The 23,768-nt window shown below is 58.5% G+C and carries 18 protein-coding genes; 12 read left to right on the forward strand and 6 right to left on the reverse strand.

Going from position 1 to position 23,768, the window contains the following annotated elements; all coding sequences use genetic code 11:
* The first annotated feature begins 31 nt into the window (after positions 1 to 31).
* The 4 genes from FOY56_RS07935 (at position 32) to FOY56_RS07950 (ending at position 4,218) form a co-directional block, all read left to right on the forward strand.
* On the forward strand, positions 32 to 1,117 hold the full coding sequence (locus FOY56_RS07935) for an AI-2E family transporter (RefSeq protein WP_186766278.1): 1,086 nt from the start codon (positions 32 to 34) through the stop codon (positions 1,115 to 1,117).
* Positions 1,110 to 2,012 (forward strand): YihY/virulence factor BrkB family protein, encoded by a 903-nt coding sequence (locus FOY56_RS07940; RefSeq protein ID WP_146345306.1) that lies wholly within the window; start codon positions 1,110 to 1,112, stop codon positions 2,010 to 2,012. Before FOY56_RS07935 ends, FOY56_RS07940 begins: the two co-directional genes overlap by 8 nt.
* Positions 2,005 to 3,933 (forward strand): multiheme c-type cytochrome, encoded by a 1,929-nt coding sequence (locus FOY56_RS07945; RefSeq protein WP_146345307.1) that lies wholly within the window; start codon positions 2,005 to 2,007, stop codon positions 3,931 to 3,933. Before FOY56_RS07940 ends, FOY56_RS07945 begins: the two co-directional genes overlap by 8 nt.
* Positions 3,934 to 4,023: 90 nt before the next feature.
* Positions 4,024 to 4,218 (forward strand): hypothetical protein, encoded by a 195-nt coding sequence (locus FOY56_RS07950; RefSeq protein WP_146345308.1) that lies wholly within the window; start codon positions 4,024 to 4,026, stop codon positions 4,216 to 4,218.
* 9 nt (positions 4,219 to 4,227) lie between these two features.
* Here FOY56_RS07950 and FOY56_RS07955 read toward each other — a convergent pair whose 3' ends face one another.
* On the reverse strand, positions 4,228 to 4,944 hold the full coding sequence (locus FOY56_RS07955; RefSeq protein WP_146345309.1) for an RlmE family RNA methyltransferase: 717 nt from the start codon (positions 4,942 to 4,944) through the stop codon (positions 4,228 to 4,230).
* Positions 4,945 to 5,027: 83 nt separating this feature from the next.
* Positions 5,028 to 6,140: a Ppx/GppA phosphatase family protein gene (locus FOY56_RS07960; RefSeq protein ID WP_146345310.1), complete on the reverse strand. Its 1,113-nt coding sequence runs from the start codon at positions 6,138 to 6,140 to the stop codon at positions 5,028 to 5,030.
* A gap of 243 nt (positions 6,141 to 6,383) precedes the next feature.
* Between FOY56_RS07960 and FOY56_RS07965 the strand changes: the two genes are divergently transcribed.
* The 6 genes from FOY56_RS07965 to FOY56_RS07990 all read left to right on the forward strand — a co-directional run bounded on the left by FOY56_RS07965 (position 6,384) and on the right by FOY56_RS07990 (position 11,596).
* Entirely contained in the window at positions 6,384 to 6,680 is a 297-nt protein-coding gene (locus tag FOY56_RS07965) for a virulence factor (protein ID WP_146345311.1), read from the forward strand.
* A 26-nt stretch (positions 6,681 to 6,706) separates the two neighbouring features.
* A complete protein-coding gene (locus tag FOY56_RS07970; RefSeq protein ID WP_146345667.1) occupies positions 6,707 to 7,633 on the forward strand; it encodes a methylenetetrahydrofolate reductase in 927 nt (308 codons plus the stop codon).
* A gap of 12 nt (positions 7,634 to 7,645) precedes the next feature.
* A complete protein-coding gene (locus FOY56_RS07975) occupies positions 7,646 to 8,722 on the forward strand; it encodes a methyltetrahydrofolate cobalamin methyltransferase (protein ID WP_146345312.1) in 1,077 nt (358 codons plus the stop codon).
* 106 nt (positions 8,723 to 8,828) lie between these two features.
* Positions 8,829 to 10,001: a M24 family metallopeptidase gene (locus tag FOY56_RS07980; RefSeq protein ID WP_146345313.1), complete on the forward strand. Its 1,173-nt coding sequence runs from the start codon at positions 8,829 to 8,831 to the stop codon at positions 9,999 to 10,001.
* Positions 10,002 to 10,004: 3 nt separating this feature from the next.
* Complete coding sequence (locus tag FOY56_RS07985; RefSeq protein ID WP_146345314.1) at positions 10,005 to 10,766, forward strand: maleate cis-trans isomerase family protein; 762 nt, start codon at positions 10,005 to 10,007, stop codon at positions 10,764 to 10,766.
* Positions 10,763 to 11,596, forward strand: coding sequence for a polyphosphate kinase 2 family protein (locus FOY56_RS07990; protein WP_146345315.1), 834 nt, complete (start codon positions 10,763 to 10,765; stop codon positions 11,594 to 11,596). Before FOY56_RS07985 ends, FOY56_RS07990 begins: the two co-directional genes overlap by 4 nt.
* Before the next feature lies 1 nt (position 11,597).
* On the opposite strand, the gene FOY56_RS07995 is transcribed toward FOY56_RS07990, so the two are convergent.
* Positions 11,598 to 12,464, reverse strand: a complete 867-nt coding sequence (locus FOY56_RS07995; protein ID WP_146345316.1) for a CobW family GTP-binding protein — start codon at positions 12,462 to 12,464, stop codon at positions 11,598 to 11,600.
* Positions 12,461 to 14,089, reverse strand: a complete 1,629-nt coding sequence (locus tag FOY56_RS08000) for an amidohydrolase (protein WP_146345317.1) — start codon at positions 14,087 to 14,089, stop codon at positions 12,461 to 12,463. Before FOY56_RS08000 ends, FOY56_RS07995 begins: the two co-directional genes overlap by 4 nt.
* Before the next feature lie 936 nt (positions 14,090 to 15,025).
* Between FOY56_RS08000 and FOY56_RS23915 the strand changes: the two genes are divergently transcribed.
* A complete protein-coding gene (locus FOY56_RS23915) occupies positions 15,026 to 20,113 on the forward strand; it encodes a Hint domain-containing protein (RefSeq protein ID WP_246139441.1) in 5,088 nt (1,695 codons plus the stop codon).
* Positions 20,114 to 20,194: 81 nt separating this feature from the next.
* On the opposite strand, the gene FOY56_RS08025 is transcribed toward FOY56_RS23915, so the two are convergent.
* Both FOY56_RS08025 and FOY56_RS08030 read right to left on the reverse strand, forming a co-directional pair.
* Entirely contained in the window at positions 20,195 to 20,800 is a 606-nt protein-coding gene (locus tag FOY56_RS08025) for a nucleotidyltransferase family protein (protein ID WP_146345318.1), read from the reverse strand.
* A 31-nt stretch (positions 20,801 to 20,831) separates the two neighbouring features.
* The gene (locus tag FOY56_RS08030; RefSeq protein WP_146345319.1) at positions 20,832 to 23,240 is read right to left on the reverse strand and encodes a GcvT family protein; all 2,409 of its coding nucleotides are present in this window, start codon (positions 23,238 to 23,240) and stop codon (positions 20,832 to 20,834) included.
* Positions 23,241 to 23,448: 208 nt separating this feature from the next.
* Between FOY56_RS08030 and FOY56_RS08035 the strand changes: the two genes are divergently transcribed.
* On the forward strand, positions 23,449 to 23,670 hold the full coding sequence (locus FOY56_RS08035) for a hypothetical protein (RefSeq protein WP_146345320.1): 222 nt from the start codon (positions 23,449 to 23,451) through the stop codon (positions 23,668 to 23,670).
* The last annotated feature ends 98 nt before the right edge of the window (positions 23,671 to 23,768 follow it).

Raw genomic sequence — 23,768 nt, forward strand, 5'->3', positions numbered from 1 at the left:
GTGCCCAGTTTCTGTCGCGATCCGAGGTCGAATGCCTGGCTTTCCTTCAATATCGAACGATGTGATGCGATGGCTGGCGCTGTTGGTGGCAACGCTGGTGATTTCGGTCGGTTTTTTCAGAATGACCAGCGGCTTGCTGGTCCCGCTGGTTCTGGCGGCCATTGTCGGTGCCATTTCCCGGCCCATGAACCAATGGATTGCGCGGCATCTGGGCGGGCGCATTGCCCTGAGCAGCGCGATCAGCCTGTTGATGCTTGCGGCACTGGTTTTCATTCCCCTGATGGGCCTGCTGACCCTCGCCGTGTCCCAGGCCGCAGCGCTTTTGGATGGTCTTGAGACCCTTGCCACCCGCGTCGAAAAGACCGAATGGGATCGTGCGCTGCCGTCCTGGCTGCCGTTCGAAGGCACCCTGCAGGATGTGTATGACAAGGCGCTGGAAAGTATTGGGACGATCGCGCGCGAAGCGGCGGGCTTTTTCGTAACCTCGGTTTCGGTCGTTACCATCGGGGCGGCGACGTTTTTCCTGCACTTCTTTGTCTTCCTTTATGCCTTGTTCTTCTTTCTCCAGATGGACACGCCAGTGATCCTGCAGATCCTGCGGTTTTCAGGTCTGCGACATAAAACGCAGGTTTTGCTGAACGAACGTATCGTGTCGGTCAGTCGCGCCACGATAAAAGGCACGTTGATGATTGCGCTGATTCAGGGCAGCATGGGCGGCATCAGTTTCGCGCTGGCGGGCATTGATGGGGCAGCGTTCTGGGCCGTTGTGATGATGGTACTAGCGATGTTGCCGGGATTTGGCGCCCCCTTTGGCGTTGTTTGCGGAGCGATTTACCTTGGTGTCGAAGGTCAGTATATCGCCGCAATCGTTATGCTGGCCTGGGCCACCGTGATCAGCGTGATTGACAACCTGTTGCGCCCGACGCTGGTGGGCCGAGATGCGCAGTTGCATGATCTGATCATTTTGGTCAGCACGCTGGGCGGTCTGGGCATGTTTGGTGCCACCGGTTTGATACTTGGCCCGGTGCTGGCGGGTTTGTTTGTTGCCATCTGGCAAACATTGGCCGAAACCATGGGCGAAACAAACTTACCCGAACAAGAAACGCCGGATGCCTGAACTTAAACGCCAACCTCCGCCCCAGCCTGTGGAACGCAAGTCAGCGCGCGATTTCCTGCAGGCGTTCCTGCATGCCTTTGTTCGCTTCAATCGCAAGAACGGCGCTGTGATGAGCAGCCATGTCGCCATGTCGATGATGATGGCGTTGTTCCCATTTATCCTGTTTGTCGTGTCGCTCGCCGGGATCATTTATCAGGACGTTCCCGAAGATGTGCTGATCGAGCTGTTTTTTGGCTATTGGCCCGAAGATGTGGCGGCTCCGATTGTCAAAGAGGTGCACGCCGTTCTGGCCACGGCCAATACCCGACTGTTGACGGTTGGGGGCGTTCTGGCGATCTATTTCGCCTCGAACGGCGTGGATGCGGTGCGCGTGGCGTTGTGCCGGGCCTATCACGACACCGATCCGCGCCCCTTCTGGGAAACCCGCGCCATCGCCATCGGCTGCGTGATCGTGGGGGCCGGCGCGTTGTTGCTGGCCGTCGTTCTGGAAATCTGGAACCCGCTTTACACCAATATGGTGACAGCCTCGGTCCCCGGAGAGATATCATCTTGGTTCTCAGGCGTCGGGCCAAGCTGGTTGGCCATTCTCAGTTTGCCAATGCTGGCCGTCCTTGTGTGTCATCTGGTCCTGCCGGGGCGACGTCACAGTTTCTGGCAAGTTTTGCCGGGGGTCGCGATGACACTGGCGTTATGGGCGATTTCGGGCTGGGCCTTTTCAATCTATATCGCCAGATTCGCCACTTACAGTGCAACCTATGCCGGTTTGGCCGGGGCCATGTCTGCACTCATATTCCTGTACCTAATGTCCGTCATCCTGATACTCGGGGCCGAATTCAACGGTGCCCTTTTGGGTGTGACCGATGCCGATGATGACGAGGAAATGTCACATGCCTGATCGCGTTCGTTTTGGTTTTGTCCTGTGTTTGGCGATCTGGCCCTTTGGCGCGGCTTGGGCGCAAGAGCCCCCGGAATACGTCGGATCAGAGGCCTGTGTCGGCTGTCATGAAGAAGCCGCACAAGCGTGGACGGGGTCTCACCACGATTTGGCCTGGACCGAGCCCGGTCCGGACACGGTTGTTGCCGACTTTGATGGCACCCAGTTTGCCCTTGATGGGATGGACGTGGCGTTTCGCCAAGAGGACGGCGATTATTTCGCCAAGGTGACCGAACAGGACGGGGTCACGACCGATTACAAAGTCCACTCCGTTGCAGGGATCGAACCGCTTCAGCAATATCTGCTGGAAACGGAACCGGGGCGTTTGCAAAGCTTCGATGTGGTTTGGGACACTGAGAAAGGCGAATGGTTTCATCTGTATCCCGATCAGGATCTGCCACCGCAGGACGGCTTGCACTGGACCGGACCCTACAAAACCTGGAACGCACGCTGCGCTGAATGTCATGCCACGGGGTACAAGCGAAACTTTGGCCCGCGCACGCAAAGCTATGCGTCTACACAGGTTGAAATTGGTGTCGGATGTGAAGCCTGTCACGGACCAGGATCATCGCATCTGGACTGGACCGTCGGCAAAGAACTCTCGGAAGAACTGGATGCGTTCGGTTTCACGATGAGCTTCGGGCAAGGCGATACCGAGGCCGAGATCCAGCAATGTGCAGGGTGCCATTCAAGACGCGAGTCGTTGGGCGACGGCAATCCGGTTCCCGGCAGCCCTTACCACGATGATTTCACCTTGGCCCTGTTGCGACCCGGATTGTATCACGCGGATGGGCAGATCCAGGACGAAGTGTATGTTTATGGCTCGTTCCTGCAATCCAAGATGTATGCCCGTGGGGTCGGCTGCATGAATTGCCACGACGCACATGGTGCAACGCTTAAGGCCGAAGGCAACGCCGTCTGCACCCAGTGTCATTCGGCCGCCGGAAATCCCGATTTCCCAACCTTGCGGCAGGCCGAATATGACACGCCTGCGCATCACAACCACACCGAAGGCAGCGAAGGGGCACAGTGCAAATCCTGCCATATGATCGAGCGGGTTTACATGGGCAATGACGGAAGACGCGACCACAGTTTCCGGGTACCGCGCCCGGATCTGGGGGCCGAGACCGGTGCGCCGGATGCCTGCACAGATTGCCACGACGATCAGACGCAGGCCTGGGCAGCTGACCAGATTGCAACCTGGTTCCCGGACTCGCAGCATCGCGGGCCGCATTATAGCGAACCTTTTGCTGTGGCGCGCGACAACCCGCAGGCTGTATCCGGTTCATTGATTGACATCGCTATGGATGAAGGCCAGCCGGACATCGTGCGGGCAACGGCGCTGTACTTGCTGCAACCTCTGTCGTCGCCAGAGCTGGCTGATAATGTGGCTCCATTGCTCAGCAATCCTGACCCCTTGGTCCGGGGCGGGGCTGCTGTTCTGCAACGCGGTGCGCCCATTACTGAACGGGCCGACCGGTTACGCGGCGCATTGTCTGATCCCATGCGGTCGGTTCGAATTGCAGCAGCCAAACAGATGCTGGATGCACCGGCAGAGCAATTGCAGCCGTCACAGCGGGCCTTGCTGCAAGAGGCGATGAATGACTGGCAACGGTCGCTGGCACTGCGGTTGGATTTCCCAGAAACCCATCTGGTTCTGGGCGGAATGGCGTTGACGTTCCGAAACGCCGAGGCGGCTGAGCGTGCGTTTGGCGAAGTCGTGCGTATGGATCCCCAACGGGCCGAGGCCTGGCCAATGCTGGTGCGCCTGACGCAAATCACGCGTGGGCCTGATGCCGCACGGGCCGTATTGCGCGATGGGATGAAAGCGGTACCGGACAATCCCGAACTGCTGCGTTTGTGGGAAGAACTGAACCGCTAGTTATCAACAGCATGTCAGACCGTGGCAGAACAGGGAAAAACCCTGCTTCTGCCACGTTGCGCACTTTTTCCGTTGGCAATGTGCATGTCTATGACCATGCACACAAACCCCGGCCCCCAGCGCCATGCGCAATTGTTTGAACTGCTGCGGCAGAAATCGCTGGCCGATCAGGTGGCCCGTCGCATCAAGCGTGCAGAGCGGAATGCACCGTCACGCGGTGACACGACCATGTTGAAAATGCAGGCGTTGCGGTCGTTGCAGGCCCCAAGGCCTAGTCACGCCTGAGAACTACAGTTACCCGCGAAAACCCGTCGCAACCACGAACTTTTCTGAACTGTCCGACCGGGACGAAGGCGGTTTCACGTTTGCCACTTTGTCAAACTTCTGTTTGAGCAGCTTTTGCATCTCGCCCTCGGCACCGCCAGCCAGAACCTTGGCGACGAACGTGCCGCCGACCTCCAGAACATCAAACGCGAAATAGGCCGCAGCCTCGCACAACGCGATGATGCGCAAGTGGTCGGTCTGTTTGTGGCCTGAGGATGAAGCCGCCATGTCAGACATCACCACGTCGGCCTTGCCGCCCAGCCATTCCTTGACCTGCAGATCGGCGTCATCGGCCATGAAATCCAGTTGATGAATCTCGCACCCTACGATTGGTTCGACCTCTTGCAGATCGACACCCAGAATGGTTCCGACCTTTTTGCCCGATCTTTCGTCCAGCGCATTCACCCGCTTGACGGCCACCTGACACCAGCCACCCGGGGCACAGCCCAGATCGACCACGCGTGCGCCGGGGACCAGAAACCGGAACTTGTCATCCACTTCCATGATCTTGAAGGCCGCACGACCGCGATAGCCTTCTTTCTGAGCACGTTGCACATAGGGATCGTTCAGCTGGCGCTGCAACCAACGGGTCGAGCTGAGCTTGCGCCCGCGCGCAGTCTTGACCTTGACCGTCAGGTCACGGCGCCCGCGTCCGGATGTGTTCTTTCCTGTTGGTGTCTTGGCCACGATACGTCTTTCATTCTTGCATTGCAGCGATATGGCCGCTGCAACGCGTGTCTGCAAGGGCGGAACATGCCGCAACGGACCGTTCAGAACGGCCCGTCCTCCAAAACCCCATCCGCGCTCATCTGCGCATACAGCAATCCTTCGCGCAGACCTCGGTCTGCCACAGACAGCCGATCTGTCGGCCAACAACGCAACAGCGCCTGCAGGATCGCGCTGCCGGACATGATCAAAGCCTGTCGGTCTTCGCCGATGCGTGGATCGCGGCGGCGTCCTTCGGGGCCAAGCGTCAGATATTCGCGGATCACCTTGTCGATCTGTTCCGACGTCATCCGCAGCCCGTCGACCTTGGTCCGGTCATAGCGTTTCAACCCGAGATGGCTGGCAGCAACAGTGGTGACTGTGCCGGACGTGCCAACGATCTGAAACCGCTCGCGCGCCTGTTCCCCCTGATAGGGTGAGAAACTGGCAAGGTTTTCCTCAAAGAACCAGCTCATCAGAGCAAACCGGGCCGAGTCGTCTTCGACGTCGTTGAACTGATCGCGCAGCGTCGCAACGCCCAAAGGCACCGAAATCCAGTCGACCACCTTGGCCGCCGGAAAGGGGCTTTCAGGCGGATGGAACCCAGCATGCAGACGCATGATCGCGGCAGGACGGTCGCGCCGAGGGACAGAAGAAATGTCGATCCAGACAAGCTCGGTCGAGCCCCCGCCGATATCGACAACCAAAAGCTGCTCGGTCCGGGTCGACACCAGCGGCGCGCATGAAATGACCGCCAGCCGCGCTTCTTCCTCGGGTTCAATGATTTCCAGCGTCAGACCGGTCTCGCGTTTGACCCGCCGGATGAAATCACGCGAGTTTTTTGCGCGGCGGCACGCCTCGGTCGTAACAAGCCGCATGCTTGTGACCTTGTTGCGTTTCAGTTTCTGCTGGCAGATCCGAAGGGCCTGTATGGTGCGGGCCATGGAAGACCGCGACAAACGACCAGTTCGTTCCAACCCGCTTCCGAGTTGGACCGATTTCGAAAAACTGTCGACCACATGAAAACCGCTGCCCTTTGGCTGGGCAATCAACATGCGACAACTATTTGTGCCCAAATCCAGAGCCGCGTACAGCTCATCCGGGTTGGGCGGTTTCGGCACGGGGCTTTCAACCACTTTCGGGAACGCGCCCGCACCAATGGGACGCTTGGGCGCCATCAGTCACGCCCTCCGATTTCGAGTTACCCTGACAATAGGCGCGTGAATTCATTCCTGCAAGAGACGCGATGCCGGATGGTTCATCATCTTCATGAGGATTTAGGGTCACGGCCCGGGTGGATTGCGCCAACTCGGTCAGGTAGGTCTTTGCGAGGTCGCAGGAAAAGCGTGTTCTGTCGAAAACAGGCGTCGGTGTGCGGACTGTCTGGCGTAAACAAAATGCATCGATAAGGGGAATCAGACATGCCCGATGTTACGGTCGTCTACTGGCGCGATATTCCGGCTCAGGTTATTGTTGGCAAAGGACGCCGCGGGGCCAAGCAACAGCTGGCCGAGCGGTTCGAACAAGCCATTGATCGCGCGGCGATGAAGGCCGGAGCCGGTGACACCGATGCCTATCTGGCCGAATGGCGCAAAGCTGCGCCGTATTCGGTCGAGGGTGATCCGGCCGAGATCGTCAAGGCCGAGGCAGAACGTCTGGAAACCGAATTCGATCAGGACCGATTAAAGGTTCTGATTGGCAATGACGGGTGGGCATGAGCCCGCGTTCAGTATTGGAGGCCATGATGGCACTGTTGAACTTCCGCAAGAAAGACACCGCCCGCGACATTCCGGTAAACGGTCAGGTCGAAGCGTTCCTGCAAGGCTATTCGATCGAGGTGATGCCACGCACCGCCGCAAAGGTCGAAGATTTCCGCGCGCTGCTGCCCGAAGGCACCCGGGTGTATATCGCCCATATCGAAGGCACTCCGATCGACGAAATGGTTTCGACGGCCAAACGGTTGGCTGAAGACGGATACCCCGTGATGCCGCATTTCCCCGCGCGGATCATCAAGGACCAGGCGACGCTGGCCGACTGGATCGCCCGTTATCAGGGTGAGGCGGGCGTGGATCAGGCGCTGCTTCTGGCGGGCGGTGTGAACGAACCTCACGGAGCCTTCGACAGCTCGATGCAATTGTTGGAAACAGGGTTGTTCGACAAGGCCGGGTTCAAGCGGCTACATGTTGCGGGCCATCCCGAGGGCAACCGGGATATTGACCCGGACGGGTCAATGACCAACGTCGATGATGCACTGCGTTGGAAACAGAAGTTTTCGGAAACCACCGATGCCGAGATGGCGCTGGCCACCCAGTTTGCCTTTGACGCCAAACCAATCATCGCATGGGCGGACGGTTTGAAGGCCGCCGGCATCGACCTGCCGATCCATATCGGCATCGCAGGACCTGCGAAGCTTCAGACCTTGATCAAGTTCGCCATCGCCTGCGGTGTCGGCCCGTCGCTGAAAGTTCTTCAAAAACGTGCAATGGACGTGTCCAAGCTGCTGCTTCCGTACGAACCGACCGACGTTTTGACCGAACTGGCGGCACACAAGGCTGCGAATCCCGATTTCAACATCACCAACGTGCACTTCTTCCCGCTTGGCGGCATCAAGACCAATGCCAACTGGGCCATTGAAAACGGCGGCGCTTCGGCGCAGCCCGCCAACGTCTGAGAAAGACCCCGAATGACCCGTACCGTTATCGAATCTAAATCGAAAACCGCGTTGATCGGCTTTGATCAGCCGTTCTGCGTGATCGGCGAACGCATCAACCCCACGGGCCGCAAGATCCTGAACGAAGAGCTTGAGCGCGGTGATTTCAGCCGGGTCGAAGCCGACGCACTGGCGCAGGTTGCTGCCGGGGCCAACGTGCTCGACATCAACTCGGGCGCCGTGTTTTCCAACAAGATGGCCGAAGACCCGCGCTATGCGGACAACAACTTTGTCGAACCCACGCTGATGAAAGAACTGATCGAGCGGGTTCAGGCGATCACCGACTGCCCCTTGTGCATCGACAGTTCGGTTCCGGGCGCTTTGGAAAACGGGCTTGAAGCCGCCGAAGGCCGCCCGTTGCTGAACTCGGTCACCGGCGAAGAAGAGCGGCTGGAGATGGTTCTGCCGCTGGTCAAGAAATACAACGTGCCGGTCGTGGCGATTTCCAACGATGACACCGGGATCTCGGAAGATCCCGATGTGCGGTTCGCCGTTGCCAAGAAGATCGTCGAACGCGCCGCCGATTTTGGCATTCCGGCGCATGACATCGTTGTTGATCCGCTGGTCATGCCAATCGGGGCCATGGGCACGGCCGGTTTGCAGGTCTTTACGCTGGTGCGGCGTCTTCGTGAAGAACTGGGTGTGAATACAACCTGCGGCGCGTCAAACGTTTCGTTCGGCTTGCCCAACCGGCATGGTATCAACAATGCATTCCTGCCAATGGCGATGGGTGCAGGAATGACATCGGCGATCATGAACCCCATTGCTTTGCCGGTGGGCCCGAAGAAACTGGCCGAGAAAAAGGCCCAGGTCGCTGCGGCTGGCATTGTTCTGCCCGATGACATGGATGACGAAGCCTTTGTCCAGATGTTCGGCATGGGGTCGACCCTGCCGCGCGCTGGCAAAGAGATGGAGGCGATCTTGGCCGCCAACTTCCTTGTCAATCAGGACGAGGGCGGCGCGAACTGGATCCGGTTCAACAAGCCTGCTGGCGAAGCCGGTGAAGGCGGACGCCGCGGCCGGTCGGGCGGACGACGCCGTCGCGCCTGATTGGATCTATGTTCTTACTACAAAGACCCCGGCAATTTGCCGGGGTCTTTTCGTTTGAGGCCGGGACGGGCTTGACGGGGCAGGGCGCATCGCATTGGCTGGGAATATGACAACAAGCCCTTTGACCCCTGCTGGCTTTCCTGCGTCCGAGTTCGCCGACCGACTGGCGCTTGCGCAATCTGCGATGGCTCATGACGGGCTGGACGCCCTGCTGCTGACGGCCGAACCGGATGTTCGGTACTTCAGCGGCTTTCTGACCCGTTTTTGGGAAAGCCCGACACGTCCGTGGTTTCTGATTGTACCGGTCTCGGGCAAGCCGATTGCCGTTATCCCGGCGATTGGCGCGGCGTTGATGCGACAAACCTGGATCGAAGACATCTATACATGGGATGCACCTGATCCGGACGATGACGGGGTCAGTCTGCTGGCCGACGTCCTGCACCGGATCTGTGGACCAAATGGGCGTGTTGGCATCCCGATGGGGATTGAGACACATCTAAGGATGCCGCAAGACGATTGGGCCAAGTTTCAGACTTTGTCGGGTTTGCAGTTCGGCTCTGACTCCGGGATCGTGCGGCGGTTAAGGATGATCAAATCCGAAGCCGAGATCGCCAAGATCCGCGCGGCCTGCGGTATTGCCGACCGGGCGTTTGCCCGTGTTCCCGAGATTGCGCAGGCCGGGGTGGGTCTGGACGTGGTATTTCGCCGGTTTCAGATGCTCTGCCTTGAAGAAGGCGCCGATTGGGTTCCGTATCTGGCAGGGGCCTCGGAGCAAGGCGGATATGCGGACGTTATTTCGCCTGCTGGCCCAGACCCGCTGAGACAGGGGGATGTGCTGATGCTGGACACCGGGTTGGTGCGGGACGGGTATTTCTGTGACTTCGATCGGAATTTCGCCGTTGGCGCAGCAGATCAAAACATTCGCGACGCCCATGCTCATCTTGTCGAAACAACCCTTGCTGTCGCCGAACTGGCGCGCCCTGGCACCACGGCGTCCGAGCTGACCGCTGCGATGGCCAAACGTCTGTCCGCGTTTTCGGGCGCGACCGAAGCCGGACGGCTGGGTCACGGGCTGGGGATGCAGCTAACCGAAGGACTGTCGCTGATTTCTGACGATCACACCATTCTGGAACCCGGCATGGTGATCACGCTTGAACCGGGGCTGACGTTGGGGCCCGACAAGATCATGGTGCATGAAGAAAACGTTGTCATCCGTGATGGTCCGCCCGACTTCCTGTCGACCCCGGCAAACCCTGAAATCCCTGTTCTGGAGGGCTGAGCCATGCAGGTCTTTGCACATGATGTTGTACCGGCCACCGAACACGCGGCGGGTCTGATCGCTCTGCAAACCGATGAGCGCATCGAATCCGACATGCGCCGTCTTTTGCCGCCGGATATGCCGCTGTTCGTATCGCGTGTGCCAAGCGCGCCGGAAGTGACCCGCGAGACCCTGGCGCAAATGGAAGGGCATCTGACCGGCGCTGCGACGCTGTTGCCGCCATCGGCGCGGTTCAGCGTGATCGGATATGGGTGTACTTCCGGCTCGGCCCAGATCGGAACTGACACCGTCGCGGATCGTGTTCGCGAAGGGGCAAATACGCGCGGTGTGACCAACCCGGTCAGCGCCTTGCTGGCAGCCTGCGCAGCCCTGGGGATCAGGCGTTTAGCGTTGTTGTCACCGTATGTCGCAGCGGTGTCGGATCAATTGCGGACCGTTTTGGCCGAGAACGGTGTTCAGACCCCGGTTTTTGGAAGTTTCGATGTCTCGCAAGAGGCACGTGTGATCCGGATCGCGCCCGCGTCGATTATCGACGCAGCCGAGACCTTGATGCGATCTGGCGACGCCGATGCCGTGTTCTTGTCCTGCACCAACCTGAACACGCTGGATACGATAGCCGAATTGGAAGACCGGACTGGCCTTCCCGTGCTGTCAAGCAATCTGGTTCTGGCCTGGCATATGGCCCGGCTGGCGGGGCGTCAGGTGACGTTTGAGTCCTGCCTGACGCGTGCTTGGCGTCCGGACCTGGAAGGATCTGCTGCATGACAAAAGCCCCTAGTAACCCTCCGCAACTGACCGATGCCGACATGACCAAGCGTCTTGGCAAGCAAAAGTATTTCCGGAAACTTGCCGAGCTTCAGTTGAAGCTGGCCCAGGTCCAGCAGGCCTTTTTGTTTTCCGGCGATAAGGCCGTCATTGTTTTTGAAGGATGGGATGCGGCTGGCAAAGGCGGCACAATCCGGCGGATTTCGCAGGCGTTGGATCCGCGCAGTTTCAAGGTCTGGCCGATCGGCGCACCGCGCAACTACTATCTTGAGCGACACTATATGCTGCGGTTTATGGAGCGCTTGCCGCCGTCCGGGGCGATCGCCGCCTTTGACCGGTCCTGGTACGGGCGGGTGATGGTTGAGCGGATCGAAGAATTCGCACCGGAACACCGCTGGCGTGCCGCCTATGACGAAATCAACGATTTCGAACGGATGCTGATTGATGACGACGTCCGGCTGGTGAAGCTGTTTTTTCACATCACACCCGAAGTGCAGATGCAACGCTTTGCCGAACGGCTGCGAAATCCGCTGAAACGCTGGAAGCTGACCTATGAAGATTTCCGCAATCGTGAGAAATGGGCCGACTACGACACAGCAATCAACGAGATGCTCGAACGCACATCGACCGATATTGCGCCCTGGCACATCGTGCCGGCAAACAACAAGAAATACGCCCGGATCAAAGCGATGAAGCTGATCCTTGACGCGCTGACCGACGGCGTAGACCTCAGCCCGCGACAAATCGAAAGCCGCGTTCTGGACGAAGCGCACAAACATCTGGATCTGGACAAGTCCCTGATCGAAAGCCTGCGTGGACGAACCGAGTGACCTAGGCTCCAGTCCACCACGCTTCGATCTGATCCGTTGTGATCCGATCAGCCGGACCAAGCCCGACCAGCACGGTTCGGTCGGCCTGCGCCCGACGGGCATGAACATAGCGGCCAACGACATGTACCTCATACGCGCCATCATCGGTCTGAACAAAGCCCTTCAGGCGGTAAAGGCCATCGGGGCGGTTCTCAAGCAGGGTGCCCATCGCGCGACGGTCGACAATACGATCACTGTCATGCTGCCAACTGGCATAGGCCGGGTGGGGTGCGGTACGCAGCCCGCCACGCGGCAAAGGCACGAGGTCGAACAACAAGGGGGCCAATGAGTCATCCGACAACTGTGTCAGGTTGCGGGCGGGCAGCGCAGTGAGCCTGGCATTGAACGCAGGATCGGGCGTGTCCGTCTTGGTCAGCAAAACCAGATCGGCGGCCGTGATTTGTTGCGCGACCTGCGGCGCGATCAGGGAGTCATCCAGCAAAGCCCCACCGTTCAGCCCATCTACCAGAGTGATTATCCCGGCATAGCTCAGGTCTGGTTCGGCAATTGCGGCATTGGCGATGGCGGCAGGGTCGGCAATGCCGCTGGCTTCGATAATCAAATGATCAGGGCGCGGGACACGATCCAGCGCATCGCCCAGGGCCATGAACAGATCCGCCCCCATGGTGCAGCACACGCAGCCATTGGTCAGCGCGATAGTGTCATCACCGGCCTGCTCGATCAAAGCCTGATCGATATTGATCGCGCCGAAATCATTGACCAGCACCAAAAGACGCAGCCCGTGATCTTCGGCCAGAAGCCTGTTGATCAACGTGGTCTTACCTGCGCCCAGATAGCCGCTGATCACCGTCAGAGGAAGTCGGGTCATGCCAGGTTCACCCGGCCCCCGAATACGGTCCCCAGAACGGGGACGTCTTTCAAGGCGTCTGGTGCCACGGCTGTCGGATCTTCACCCAACACGGCGAAATCAGCACGTTTTCCGGTTTCGATGCTGCCAATCTCTGCGTCCAGCTTCAGCGTATAGGCCGCCCCCAAGGTGATTGCATACAAGGCTTCGTCTACGGTGATCTTTTGCTCCTCCCCCAGCGTGCGACCGGTCATGGTCAGGCGATTGACGGCACACCATGCAGTGAAAAGCGGCCCCATCGAGGTGACCGGCGCATCGCTGTGAAGCGCGACGTGCACCCCTTCGTCCAACGCCGAGCGGGCCGCGTTCATTCGCAGAGCGCGGTCTTTGCCAATGGTCAGGGCCACATGCTGATCGCCAAAGAACCAGATATGGTTCGAAAAGATGTTGCTACATACGCCAAGGTCCGCACAACGGCGGAACTGATCCGGTCCCATCATCTGGCAATGCTGCAAAACATGCCGGGCCCCCGGCCAGGGATGCTTGCGTGCGGCTGCTTCCAGCGCATCAAGCGTGATCGACGATGCCTCGTCCCCGTTGACGTGCAGATGCATATGCAGGCCTTCCTTCTGGAAGGTTTCGCATTGCGCGTGGATCAGCTCGGGCGGGGTGTTCCAGATGCCATTGGGTTGGCCACCGACGTAGAAGGGCCATTTGACCCGCGCCGTCCACCCCTGGATTGATCCGTCGGTCATCACCTTGACGGCGCCCATCCGCAGTTTGTCGGTGGAACTGGCCTTGAGTTTCAGTGCCCTGGCAGCAATGTCTGCGGGCGCAGCCCCGGCGGCGCCCAAAGCAGGCACGATACGCAGGCAGAAATCATCCTGTCCAGTGACGGACAGAAGCGTGTCCAGATCCTCTTCTTCCATCTGGGAATAGAGGTCGGTCACCGTCGTCACCCCGGCCAGTCGGCAGACATCGGCATAAGCGTTGATGGCCTGTGCGCTTTGCGACAGACCGCGAAAATCCATACCAACGCGGCGCATCACCGGGAACATGGCGGCCATTTCCTGCAACTCGCCGGTTGGTTCGCCCTGCGGGTCTTTCACGACGCCTTCGGCGTTGGTCTCGCGCGAATACCCAGCCTGTTCCAACGCCTTTGAGTTCACGCACATTAAATGAAAGTTCGAAAACATGATCGCGATGGGTCGGTCGGTCGAGACCTGATCGAGATGGGCACGGCTGAGGCGTTCGTCGGTCAGAAAGATCGGATCAAGACCCCAGCCCAACAGGGGCGCATCATCGGGCAGGGCGGCTTCGTCCTGTTCAAGCTTGGCAATGACCGCGTCCAGATCGGTCATGCCCTGATGCAATGTGCCCTGAGGGTCGATGCGGTCGTGATAGCCAACATACGTCAGGTTCCAAATCGCGCCGGCCATCATGTGGGCATGCCCTTCGACCAGACCGGGCATCAGGATAGTATTGCTCAGACTGTCATCATGGGTAACCGGCCCCCAATCATCGGCGCAGGTCGCGTCACCAACGGCCAGAATGTGCCCTTCCCGTACCGCAACATGCGTGGCGCTGGGTCGGCTGGGGTCCATTGTAAGGATTTTTCTGGCGCTGAAGACGGTGATATCTGACATGGTTTTCTCCCGTTGATGACCAAGGGGTAGCGTAGGTTTGGTTAACTCCAAAACAGATTTTGACGGGATAGGCCGACTTTGCCGCGACAGATGCTGGCAATAGCCAAATATACAGTACTCAACGTTCGATGCCTTTGACGCCGATCAGCAACAGCGTAAAACCTGATGCCGCCTCAGGGGCAGCGCCTGCGCTCACAAGCCCATTTTGCGGGTCGAAATAGCCTTGGCTTTTTTCCGCCGTTTTTGATCCCGATTCGAGGCAGAATCACGTCGCATTGGTCTGAAGTTGTCACCAATGAGCCCCCAAAATCGGGAATGGTTCCGAAATTCCCTGAATCTGGGCGATTTTGTGACGGCGGATACCTGCGCATGCCGTGGGGAAGCGAGGCAACCTCATCGTTATCAAAGCAGAAACAACGATTGTATGAGATGTGACCGAAATGACGTCAAATCGCGTCATCTGTACCAGAATTGTGCAATTTTCTTCACTTATAGCCTGATTTCGGTGGGGACAATTTGAAACAATCTTCAACCATTAGGCGAGTGAACCCAAGGTAAACTTCAAATAAAACCTCAGTCGTTCTGCCAAAGCTCGAATTTTCAAACAATTTTTCCTTTTGCGGATGATGCCGCTTGGGTAATTATACAGATAGCCCAACTGGGGGGCGATGTTTGCTGGTCACGAGGACGACCGTTTTATTCCGTATCAGACTGGTGCGGCAACGATACGGGTCCGTCTGGAACTCTTCTTCGTGACGTTACCATAGTTCACGGCCATGTGGTTCGTGAGCGATGAATGCTGTCGTCTTTCCTCTCTGTTTGGCCGTGTGTTTGCGTATGACGTGGTTTGTATGTGCTACGTCCGTCGCGCTGTAGGTGGTTCATGTTTTGATCATTGCGGTGGGCTTTTTCCGCCCGTCGAAAAGGAGTTGAAAGATGCCTACTGGAATCGTGGACGGAACCGCAAACGGCGACCAAATTGACGAGACATTTGTCGACGCCGATGGTGAGATTATTGACGGCGGTGACGCAACGCTGGCTGGTGAAGGCCCAGACGATGATATTGTTGACGCTCTTGGGGGCGATGACGTCATCGCATCCGGTGAGGGCGACGACGAGGTATATGGCGGCAGCGGCGCGGACACGATTGACGGCGGCGCAGGCAATGACGAGATTTTCGCTGACGGGAATTACTCTGGCGGCAGCAGCGGCGGCACCGGTCGCGAATCCTTCAATTGGGATCTGGCGCCCGACCCGGACGATGGCGGCGAAGTAGACGATGGCGACAACCTGACCTGGGGGTTCTCTCAGGACACCGGATCGGTAACTGTTGATTTTGTCACGCTTAGCCGGGACATCGGAACAACTGGCGAATTCAGCAATGACACAAATTCTCTGAGCGGGATCGACACGGGCAGCGCAGCCACAACTTCAGATAGTGCATTCGAATCGACGACCAATGACATTGGGTCTCAGGCGCTTTATCGGCTTGATTTCTCCGAAGCCGTTGAAAACGTTCAGTTCAACATCAACGACATCGATAACCTGGATCAAGTTACAGTCTGGGCATGGGACGCCGATGGTAACCAGATCGAAGTGAACCTGACAGGCGGTGCAAACGTCTCTCTGCAGGACACGGACTGGATCGCTGGCGCAGATACAGCAACCGGAAACGGTAGCGATGGCACTGCGGCGGATAGCGACTACTCTGTCCTGGTCGATGTTCCGGGACCCGTTTCGCAGATCAAAATCATTCACCACCAGGTCGATGGAGACAGCTCGGATATTTCCGTCAGTGATGTCTATTTCGACGGTGAGGTCATCGTTGATGATGGCCCGGATGGTGACGACATTGTCGACGGTGGCGATGGCGATGACATTATTCATGGCGGCGGCGGTGACGATGACCTAACCGGTGGCGACGGGTCCGACACGATCAATGGCGGCGACGGCGACGACATTATCGATACGTCCGGATCAGGCCCGCTGCCTGACCGTGGTTTCCCGTCGTACGAGGGCCTTCCCGAAGTTCCGATTGACCCGGATTTCTACGATGACCGCGATATCGTGGACGGCGGCGCCGGTAATGACATCATCACCACGGGCGATGATGAAGACCTCATTTTTGGCGGCGAAGGCAACGACACCATCGACGGCGGTCTGGATGACGACACCATCAGCGGCGATGCTGGCGATGACCTGATCGTAGGTGGTGAAGGCGCGGATGAAATCGACGGCGGTGACGGCAACGACACCATTTACGGTGGACTTGATCCCGCATTGCCGGATGTGCTGAACATTCTGGACGACGGATCGGACGGGCGTGACCCGGACCCGGATCCGACCAATGGCATGGACATCCTGATGGGCGGCGCCGGGGATGACACGATCTATGGCCAGGACGACGATGACGAACTGTATGGCGGCGACGGCAACGACGTGCTTGATGGCGGCATCGACGAAGACGACATTTATGGCGGAACCGGTGACGATACCATCATCGGTGGTCAGGGCGCTGACACCATGTTCGGTGGCGACGATCAGGATACCTTCGTCGGTGGCACGGACGGAGACTACATCGATGGCAACGAAGGCGGCGTGGACTTCGACACCCTCGACCTGACCGGCCTTGGTGAAGTGACGTTTGTCTTTACCGATCCTGACGAAGAAGATGGCTATGCCATCATTCATGACACCAATGAGATCATCGAATTCCACAACATCGAAGATCTGATGTCGGACCCCACCACCAGAGACGGTGATGATGGCATCGTGCGCGGCACAGATGGCGACGACACCATCGATCTGGTCTATGAAGACCCGTTTGACAACGACGTGATTGATGGCGAAGACGCGATCCTTCCCGGTCAGGCGCCGAATGATGACATCGTGGTGGCTTACGAAGGTGACGACACCATTTCGTCCTTCTTGGGTGACGACACGATCTTTACCGGTGGTGGCAACAACCTTGTCGACAGTGGCGTTGGCGATGACCGCGTCTTCGGCGGAGACGGCATTGATAACGTCGAAGGCAATGACGGTGACGATGAAATCCACGGCGGTGCGGGCGATGACGTTCTTGCCGGCAATGATGGCGCTGACCTGATTTACGGCGGCGACGGCAACGACATCGTCGAAGGTGGTCTCGACAACGATTTGCTGTTCGGCGAAGACGGCGACGATTACCTTGATGGGTCGGGCGGCAACGACCTTCTGGTCGGCGGCGCGGGCAATGACACCCTCGACGCGGGCGGTGGCGACGACATTCTTGAGGGTGGCGACGGTGACGACTATCTGACCGGCAACCCGGGCGATGACATCCTGCGGGGCGGTGCCGGGGACGATACGATCGTCGGCAATGACGGCTCCGATACCATTGATGGTGGTGCTGGGAACGACTTGATTTCGACGGGCCCGGGCGAAGATCAGGTGGATGCAGGCGATGACCGCGACACGATCATTGTCATCGGTCAGGACGATCAGTTCATCGACGGTGGCGAAGGTGGAGACGACTTTGACACGCTCGAAATCTTCGGAAATGCCGAAGTCGAGTATGACGCCGACAATGCTGAAAACGGTGTCGTCTATTATCTTGACGATGCGGATGTTCGCACTGGGGTGACCACGACGTTCATCAATATCGAGAACGTAGTGATCATCGACCCCGGCCTGATTGACGGTGTCGTTGAAGGCACTGATGGCGACGATCTGATCGATGCGTCTTATGTCGGCGACCCGGAAGGCGATCTGATCGACAACTTCGACTCGCTCGACAACTTCGTCGATGAACCCATTGACTCGGACGTGCCGTCCAGCTTCTTCGAATTCCCGGGCGGCACACCGCGCGCCGACAACCGCGATGCGGTGGACGCAGGTGCCGGTAATGACACCGTGTTCTCGGGGCAGGGCGATGACGTCGTGCACGGCGGGTCGGGCGACGACCTGATCTATGGTGAGGATGGATTTGACGATCTGTCTGGCGGAGACGACAACGACGAAATCTATGGTGGTCTTGGCACTGACAAACTGTTTGGCGAAGCCGGTGACGACTTGTTGGATGGCGGCGAACAGGATGACATCATTTATGGCGGCGAAGGCAACGACACCCTTCTTGGCCAGGACGGCGCGGATTTCCTGTCCGGCGGCGACGGCGATGACGATATCGAAGGTGGTTCGGGCGCTGACGTCATCGACGGTGGTGACGGCGACGATAACATCTTTGGCGGGTTCGGTGACGATATCATCCGGACTGGCGAAGGGTCGAACTATGCTGACGGCGGATTGGGTGACAACACGATCATCGCCGGGGCTGGTGACGACACGCTGATCGGCGGCACAGGTGACGACAACGTCGAAGGCGGCGCAGGCAACGACACGATCCTGACCGATGGCGGCGACGACTTTATCGATGCGGGCGCGGGCGATGACACGATCGAGGCCGGAGACGGTGACGATACGATCATCGGCGGCATCGGCATGGATACGATCAATGCTGGCAGCGGCAATGACATCGTGCGCGGCGGCGACCCTGATCTGACCGGCGTGGCGTCAGTGGGCTTTACCCCTGACATCATCAACGGTGGCAGCGGCGACGACCAGCTGGAAGGCGGGTCGGGTGACGATATTATCTCGGGCGGCGACAACGATGACCAACTGTTTGGTGGCATCGGCGGCGACACGCTGGATGGTGGCAACGGCGATGACATCGTCTATGGCGACTCGGATCTGGGTCTGGTGGTTCCATCCGACATTGAAGACGCTCTGATCCTTGAGCCGGGACATGACACGATCACCGGCGGTGACGGTGACGACCAATTGTATGGCCAGGATGGCAACGACGATATTGACGGCGGCAGCGGTGACGACATCATCGCAGGCGGTACAAGCGGCGATGTGATCTCGGGCGGCGACGGCGACGACACCATTTTTGGCGGCGACGGCAACGGCGTATCCAGCCTTGCTCCGGCTTTGGAAGACGGTGTCGGCGACCAGATCGATGGTGGTTCGGGCCAGGATACGATCTTTGGCAGCGACTTCGATGACATGATCGAAGGTGGCGATGGCGACGACGATCTGGACGGTGGCGACGGTGACGACGTGCTGTCGGGTGGAACCGGTCAGGATGTCATTGAAGGCGGTGCTGGCAACGATACGCTGCAAGGTGGCGAAGGCGTCGATACCCTGTCGGGCGGCGATGACGAAGATCTCTTTGTTGTAAATTCGGTTGCCGACGGGAACAACGACACAGTTTCTGGTGGCGACGGTGGTGTCGACTTTGACACGCTGCAACTGTTCGGAACCGAAGGCGTCGATTTCCAGCTGACCAATGTGGTTACGGACAGCGACGGGAACGGTATTGACGGAACTGTCGAGTTCCTTGATGGCAGCGGCGGTGTATCGGGTCGGCTTGAGTTTACCAACATCGAAGAAGTCACGCCGATCTGCTTCACTCCGGGAACGCTTATCGCCACTCCAAAAGGCGAACGCCGCGTCGAAGACCTGCGGGCTGGCGACCGGGTCATCACCCGTGACAACGGTATTCAGGAAATCGCCTGGGCCGATAACCGGGTTCTGAACCGTCGCGAGCTGACGATGGGGCAGCACCTGCGCCCGATCCTGATCCGGCAAGGGTCGCTTGGCAATGGTCTGCCTGAGCGTGACATGATGCTGTCACCCAACCACCGTCTGCTGGTGTCCAACGAGAAATCGAACCTCTACTTTGAAGAGACCGAAGTTCTTGTGGCGGCCAAGCATCTAACCGGCCTTGAAGGCGTGGATCAGGTGGATACCGGATCGGTGAATTACGTCCACTTTATGTGCGAACGCCACGAAGTTGTCCTGTCGGATGGGTCCTGGACCGAAAGCTTCCAGCCGGGCGATGTCTCTCTGGATGGTCTCGGTAATGCGCAGCGGACCGAGATTTTCGAACTGTTCCCTGAACTTGAAACAACCGAAGGGCTTGAAGCCTACCCGTCGGCCCGCCGGTCGCTGAAGAAATTCGAAGTCGAATTGCTGATGCACTGACACTTTGACCGGGTTTTGCAGCTTTGCGTGACCGCCCGGCGCGCGATTGACAAAAGGCGGGAGGGCAACCTCCCGCCTTTTTTATGTCCGGTTGGCGGCCCAGTCGGCCCAGGCTTCTGGCGTGTCCAGATCGGTCCGGGCCCGGTTTCCAGGGAGTGGCACAAGCTGGGTTTTGGTCTTGTGGCGCTGCACCACGGATTGCGCGCCTGCATCGCCGGTCAGTTTGGCCAGGTCAGCAAACAAGTCAGCCGAAAAGATCACCGGGTGGCCGGGTTCACCGGTTTCTGTCGCGCCGCGCCAGATGCTGAATTCAGGTTCCAGATCAACGGCTTCGGATACCAACTTAAGATCATGCGCCGTCAGATCGGGCAAATCGGCCAGCAGGATCATGACAGCGGCGCTGTTTTCGGGAAGCGCTGCGATCCCTCGGCGCAAGCTGGCATTCATCCCCTCAAACGCGTCCGGGACAGGCACCGTTGTGACGTCCATGCCTTCGACGGCCCCATATCGGGGGTGCGGCAGTGTCGGAAGCGCCAGGATGACCGGACCAATCCCGGATTGCAGCGCAATCCCGGTGCTGCGCCGCAGCAATGGTTCACCATCAATGGGTTGCATAAGTTTGTCAGCCCCGCGCATGCGATTGGACTGGCCTGCCGCCAGGATCAGGATCGGAATCTCAGTTATCATGCCGCAACACTGCCTTGCCGCAGCGACATTGTCACCCGCGCATGCGGGCGTTGTCGGCATCAAACAGCGGCGTACTAATGACTCTGGCTTTACGCATCTGACCGAGGATTTCGATCTCGACTTCCAAACCGTCCAGAACCCGATCAGCGGGAAGGAACCCCTGCGCCACGGATTTTTGCGCATAATGCGAATACCCACCGGATGTGCAGAACCCCTGAACCGTGCCGTCCAGCCAGATCGGTTCATAGGCGCTGACATCTGCATCGTCGGCGTCCACCTCAAACGCGACCAACCGGCGCGAAGGGCCTTTGGCGCGCTCGGCCTCAGCAGCCGCACGACCGATGAAAGCGACGTTTTTCTTGAATGATATGAACCGGTCTAACCCGGTTTCCGCAGCCGTGTAATCGGGCGAGAATTCAGACATCCAGCTGCCAAAGAACTTGTCCAGCCGCAGCGACATCATCGCGCGCATTCCAAACGGCGTGATATCGTGGGGTACTCCGGCCTCCCACAAAGTCCACCAGAGTTGACGCTGGGCCAAAGGATCACAATAGATTTCATACCCCAGATCGCCGGTATAGCTGACCCGCTGAACCAGGCAATCGGTCATGCCAACGACCATGGGGCGCACGTCCATGAACTTCAGGCCCGAAATGTCGGTCCGGGTACATGCGGCCAGCACATCGCGGGCTTTCGGTCCGGCGATCTGAAACCCATTTCGTTTATCGCTTATATTTTCAATAGTTACGCCATCTTCCGCTTGTTGCACGAACCAACGCATATGAAAGGCCTGCGACCCGTAAGAGGCCGTCACCTGAAACGTTTCGGGGGTCAGACAGGATACGGTGAAATCGCCGATCAGTTTGCCCTTTTCCGACAACATCGGCGTCAGCGACAAGCGCCCGGGCTGCGGAATGCGACCGGCCATGATCCGGTCAAGCCAGTCACGCGCCTTGGGTCCGGAAATCAGATATTTGCCGAAATTATGCACCTCGTTGATGCCAACCCCGTTGCGCACGGCCATAACTTCGCGGCCTGTTGCATCGAATGCATCCGATCGACGGAAGGACGGCGTTTCATACGTGGGTTCAGTGCCTTGCGCGAAATAGTTCACAACTTCCAGCCCGTATTGCTGGCCCCAAACGGCACCCATATCGCTAAAGATGTCGTACATCGGCGTGGTGCGATTGGGCCGCGCCGCTGGCAGTTCTTCGTTCGGATAGCTCACTGAAAACCGCTTTTGATAGTTCTCGATCACCTTAGGGCGTGTATATCCCGGTGAAATCCAGTCGCCGAACCGGGCCACATCCATCGCCATCACATCGCGCTCGGGCTCACCCTCGATCATCCATTGCGCCAGCGTCAGGCCAACACCGCCGCCCTGACTGAACCCCGCCATGACGCCACAGGCTGACCAATAATTGCGCACACCGGGCACGGGCCCGACCAAAGGATTGCCGTCCGGGGCAAAGGTAAACGGGCCGTGGATCACGGATTTCACACCCGCCGTGGCCAGCACCGGGAAACGTTTGTAAGCAAATTCAATACTATCGGTGATTTTGTCAAAGTCATCAGGCAACAGTTCATGCCCAAAGCTCCACGGGGTCCCGTCGACGGCCCAGGGTTTGCAGGGCTGTTCGTAGAATCCGATGCACAGACCGCGTCCTTCCTGCCGCAGATAGCTTTCACCAGCCGGATCCATGACATGAGGGTGTTCGGCGTCGCGGTCATAGATTTCCGCGATATCGTCGGTCACGATATACTGATGTTCCATCGGGTGCAGCGGGAAATAGATGCCAGCCATTGCGCCAACTTCCCGCGCCCAAAGACCGCCCGCATTTACGATATGTTCGGCGTGAATCGTTCCCTTGTCGGTCACCACGTCCCATGTGCCATCCGCGCGCTGGTTGGTTTCTTTCACCATGCAATGGGTTTCAATCGACGCGCCCCCCATCCGGGCGGCCTTGGCATAGGCATGCGTCGTGCCTGACGGATCAAGATGCCCATCAAGCGGATCATAAAGTGCGCCGATGATACCATCCGTATTGGTGATCGGAGCGATCTTCTTGATCTCGTCCGGTCCGACGACTTCGGTTTCCAGCCCCATGAACCGATGCTTGGCCCGCTCGGCCAGCAACATGTCAAAACGGTCCTGATTGTCGGCCAGCGTGACGCCGCCAACGTGGTGCAGCCCACACGACATTCCGGTGATCGCCTCTAACTCTTTGTAAAGACGTATGGTGTAGCCCTGAAGAGCGGCCATGTTGGTATCGCCGTTGAGCGTGTGAAAACCGCCCGCAGCGTGCCAGGTGGAGCCGGAGGTCAGTTCCGAGCGTTCCAGCAACATGACATCCGACCACCCCAGTTTGGTCAGGTGATAAAGTACGGATACGCCTACAACTCCTCCGCCAATAACGGCAACGCGTGTGGTGTTTTTCATAGCAGGCCCCGCTTTCCTTTTTAGGGAGCTAGTCAGCTTCGGAACGTGCCCGCAAGTCAGGAAACGACACAAGGCGTCGTTTTCCAAAAGCATCAGCGCCTTCTGGGTGCTGAGAAAACGCGCAGCGCAGTGCCGAAAATGACGACCGGTCGCGGCAGGGCCATCACCACGGGCTGACCATCTCGAAACACAAGTGAAGGAGTTGGATTTGAAGGTATTCAAAATGAACCTGGCCATGATGGCCGGGGCGATTGGGGTGGCAGGCTGCACTGTGGTGACCGTCCCGGCAGAGCAGTTGGCGCATGGTGCGAACGCGGTGTCTGTGGGCGATATCAACGCGGGCCCGCCGGGCACATCCGTCTGCACGCGGATCGATCCAGACACAGGCACATGTCCGTCTGATGCATGGGTGGTCTTGCCCGCCGACTAGGGCAGCCAATGCTCCGCAAGCTCGCTTCGGCGCTGTGATGCCGTTTTGTGTCGCAAAACGGCATCAAATCAGTGAACGGATGGGTGCAGGTTTGGTAC

It is taken from the genome of Falsiphaeobacter marinintestinus, assembly GCF_007923355.1.
Lineage (GTDB): Bacteria > Pseudomonadota > Alphaproteobacteria > Rhodobacterales > Rhodobacteraceae > Phaeobacter_A > Phaeobacter_A marinintestinus.

Bases quoted from the DNA above. Each gene is read 5' to 3' on its own strand.
- FOY56_RS07965 (WP_146345311.1), top strand. From the start codon at position 6,384: ATGCCCGATGTTACGGTCGTCTACTGGCGCGATATTCCGGCTCAGGTT.
- FOY56_RS07975 (WP_146345312.1), top strand. From the start codon at position 7,646: ATGACCCGTACCGTTATCGAATCTAAATCGAAAACCGCGTTGATCGGC.
- FOY56_RS07980 (WP_146345313.1), top strand. From the start codon at position 8,829: ATGACAACAAGCCCTTTGACCCCTGCTGGCTTTCCTGCGTCCGAGTTC.
- FOY56_RS07935 (WP_186766278.1), top strand. From the start codon at position 32: ATGCCTGGCTTTCCTTCAATATCGAACGATGTGATGCGATGGCTGGCG.
- FOY56_RS08030 (WP_146345319.1), bottom strand. From the start codon at position 23,240: ATGAAAAACACCACACGCGTTGCCGTTATTGGCGGAGGAGTTGTAGGC.
- FOY56_RS07950 (WP_146345308.1), top strand. From the start codon at position 4,024: ATGACCATGCACACAAACCCCGGCCCCCAGCGCCATGCGCAATTGTTT.
- FOY56_RS07990 (WP_146345315.1), top strand. From the start codon at position 10,763: ATGACAAAAGCCCCTAGTAACCCTCCGCAACTGACCGATGCCGACATG.
- FOY56_RS07945 (WP_146345307.1), top strand. From the start codon at position 2,005: ATGCCTGATCGCGTTCGTTTTGGTTTTGTCCTGTGTTTGGCGATCTGG.
- FOY56_RS08000 (WP_146345317.1), bottom strand. From the start codon at position 14,089: ATGTCAGATATCACCGTCTTCAGCGCCAGAAAAATCCTTACAATGGAC.
- FOY56_RS08025 (WP_146345318.1), bottom strand. From the start codon at position 20,800: ATGATAACTGAGATTCCGATCCTGATCCTGGCGGCAGGCCAGTCCAAT.
- FOY56_RS07995 (WP_146345316.1), bottom strand. From the start codon at position 12,464: ATGACCCGACTTCCTCTGACGGTGATCAGCGGCTATCTGGGCGCAGGT.
- FOY56_RS23915 (WP_246139441.1), top strand. From the start codon at position 15,026: ATGCCTACTGGAATCGTGGACGGAACCGCAAACGGCGACCAAATTGAC.
- FOY56_RS07985 (WP_146345314.1), top strand. From the start codon at position 10,005: ATGCAGGTCTTTGCACATGATGTTGTACCGGCCACCGAACACGCGGCG.
- FOY56_RS07960 (WP_146345310.1), bottom strand. From the start codon at position 6,140: ATGGCGCCCAAGCGTCCCATTGGTGCGGGCGCGTTCCCGAAAGTGGTT.
- FOY56_RS07970 (WP_146345667.1), top strand. From the start codon at position 6,707: ATGGCACTGTTGAACTTCCGCAAGAAAGACACCGCCCGCGACATTCCG.
- FOY56_RS07940 (WP_146345306.1), top strand. From the start codon at position 1,110: ATGCCTGAACTTAAACGCCAACCTCCGCCCCAGCCTGTGGAACGCAAG.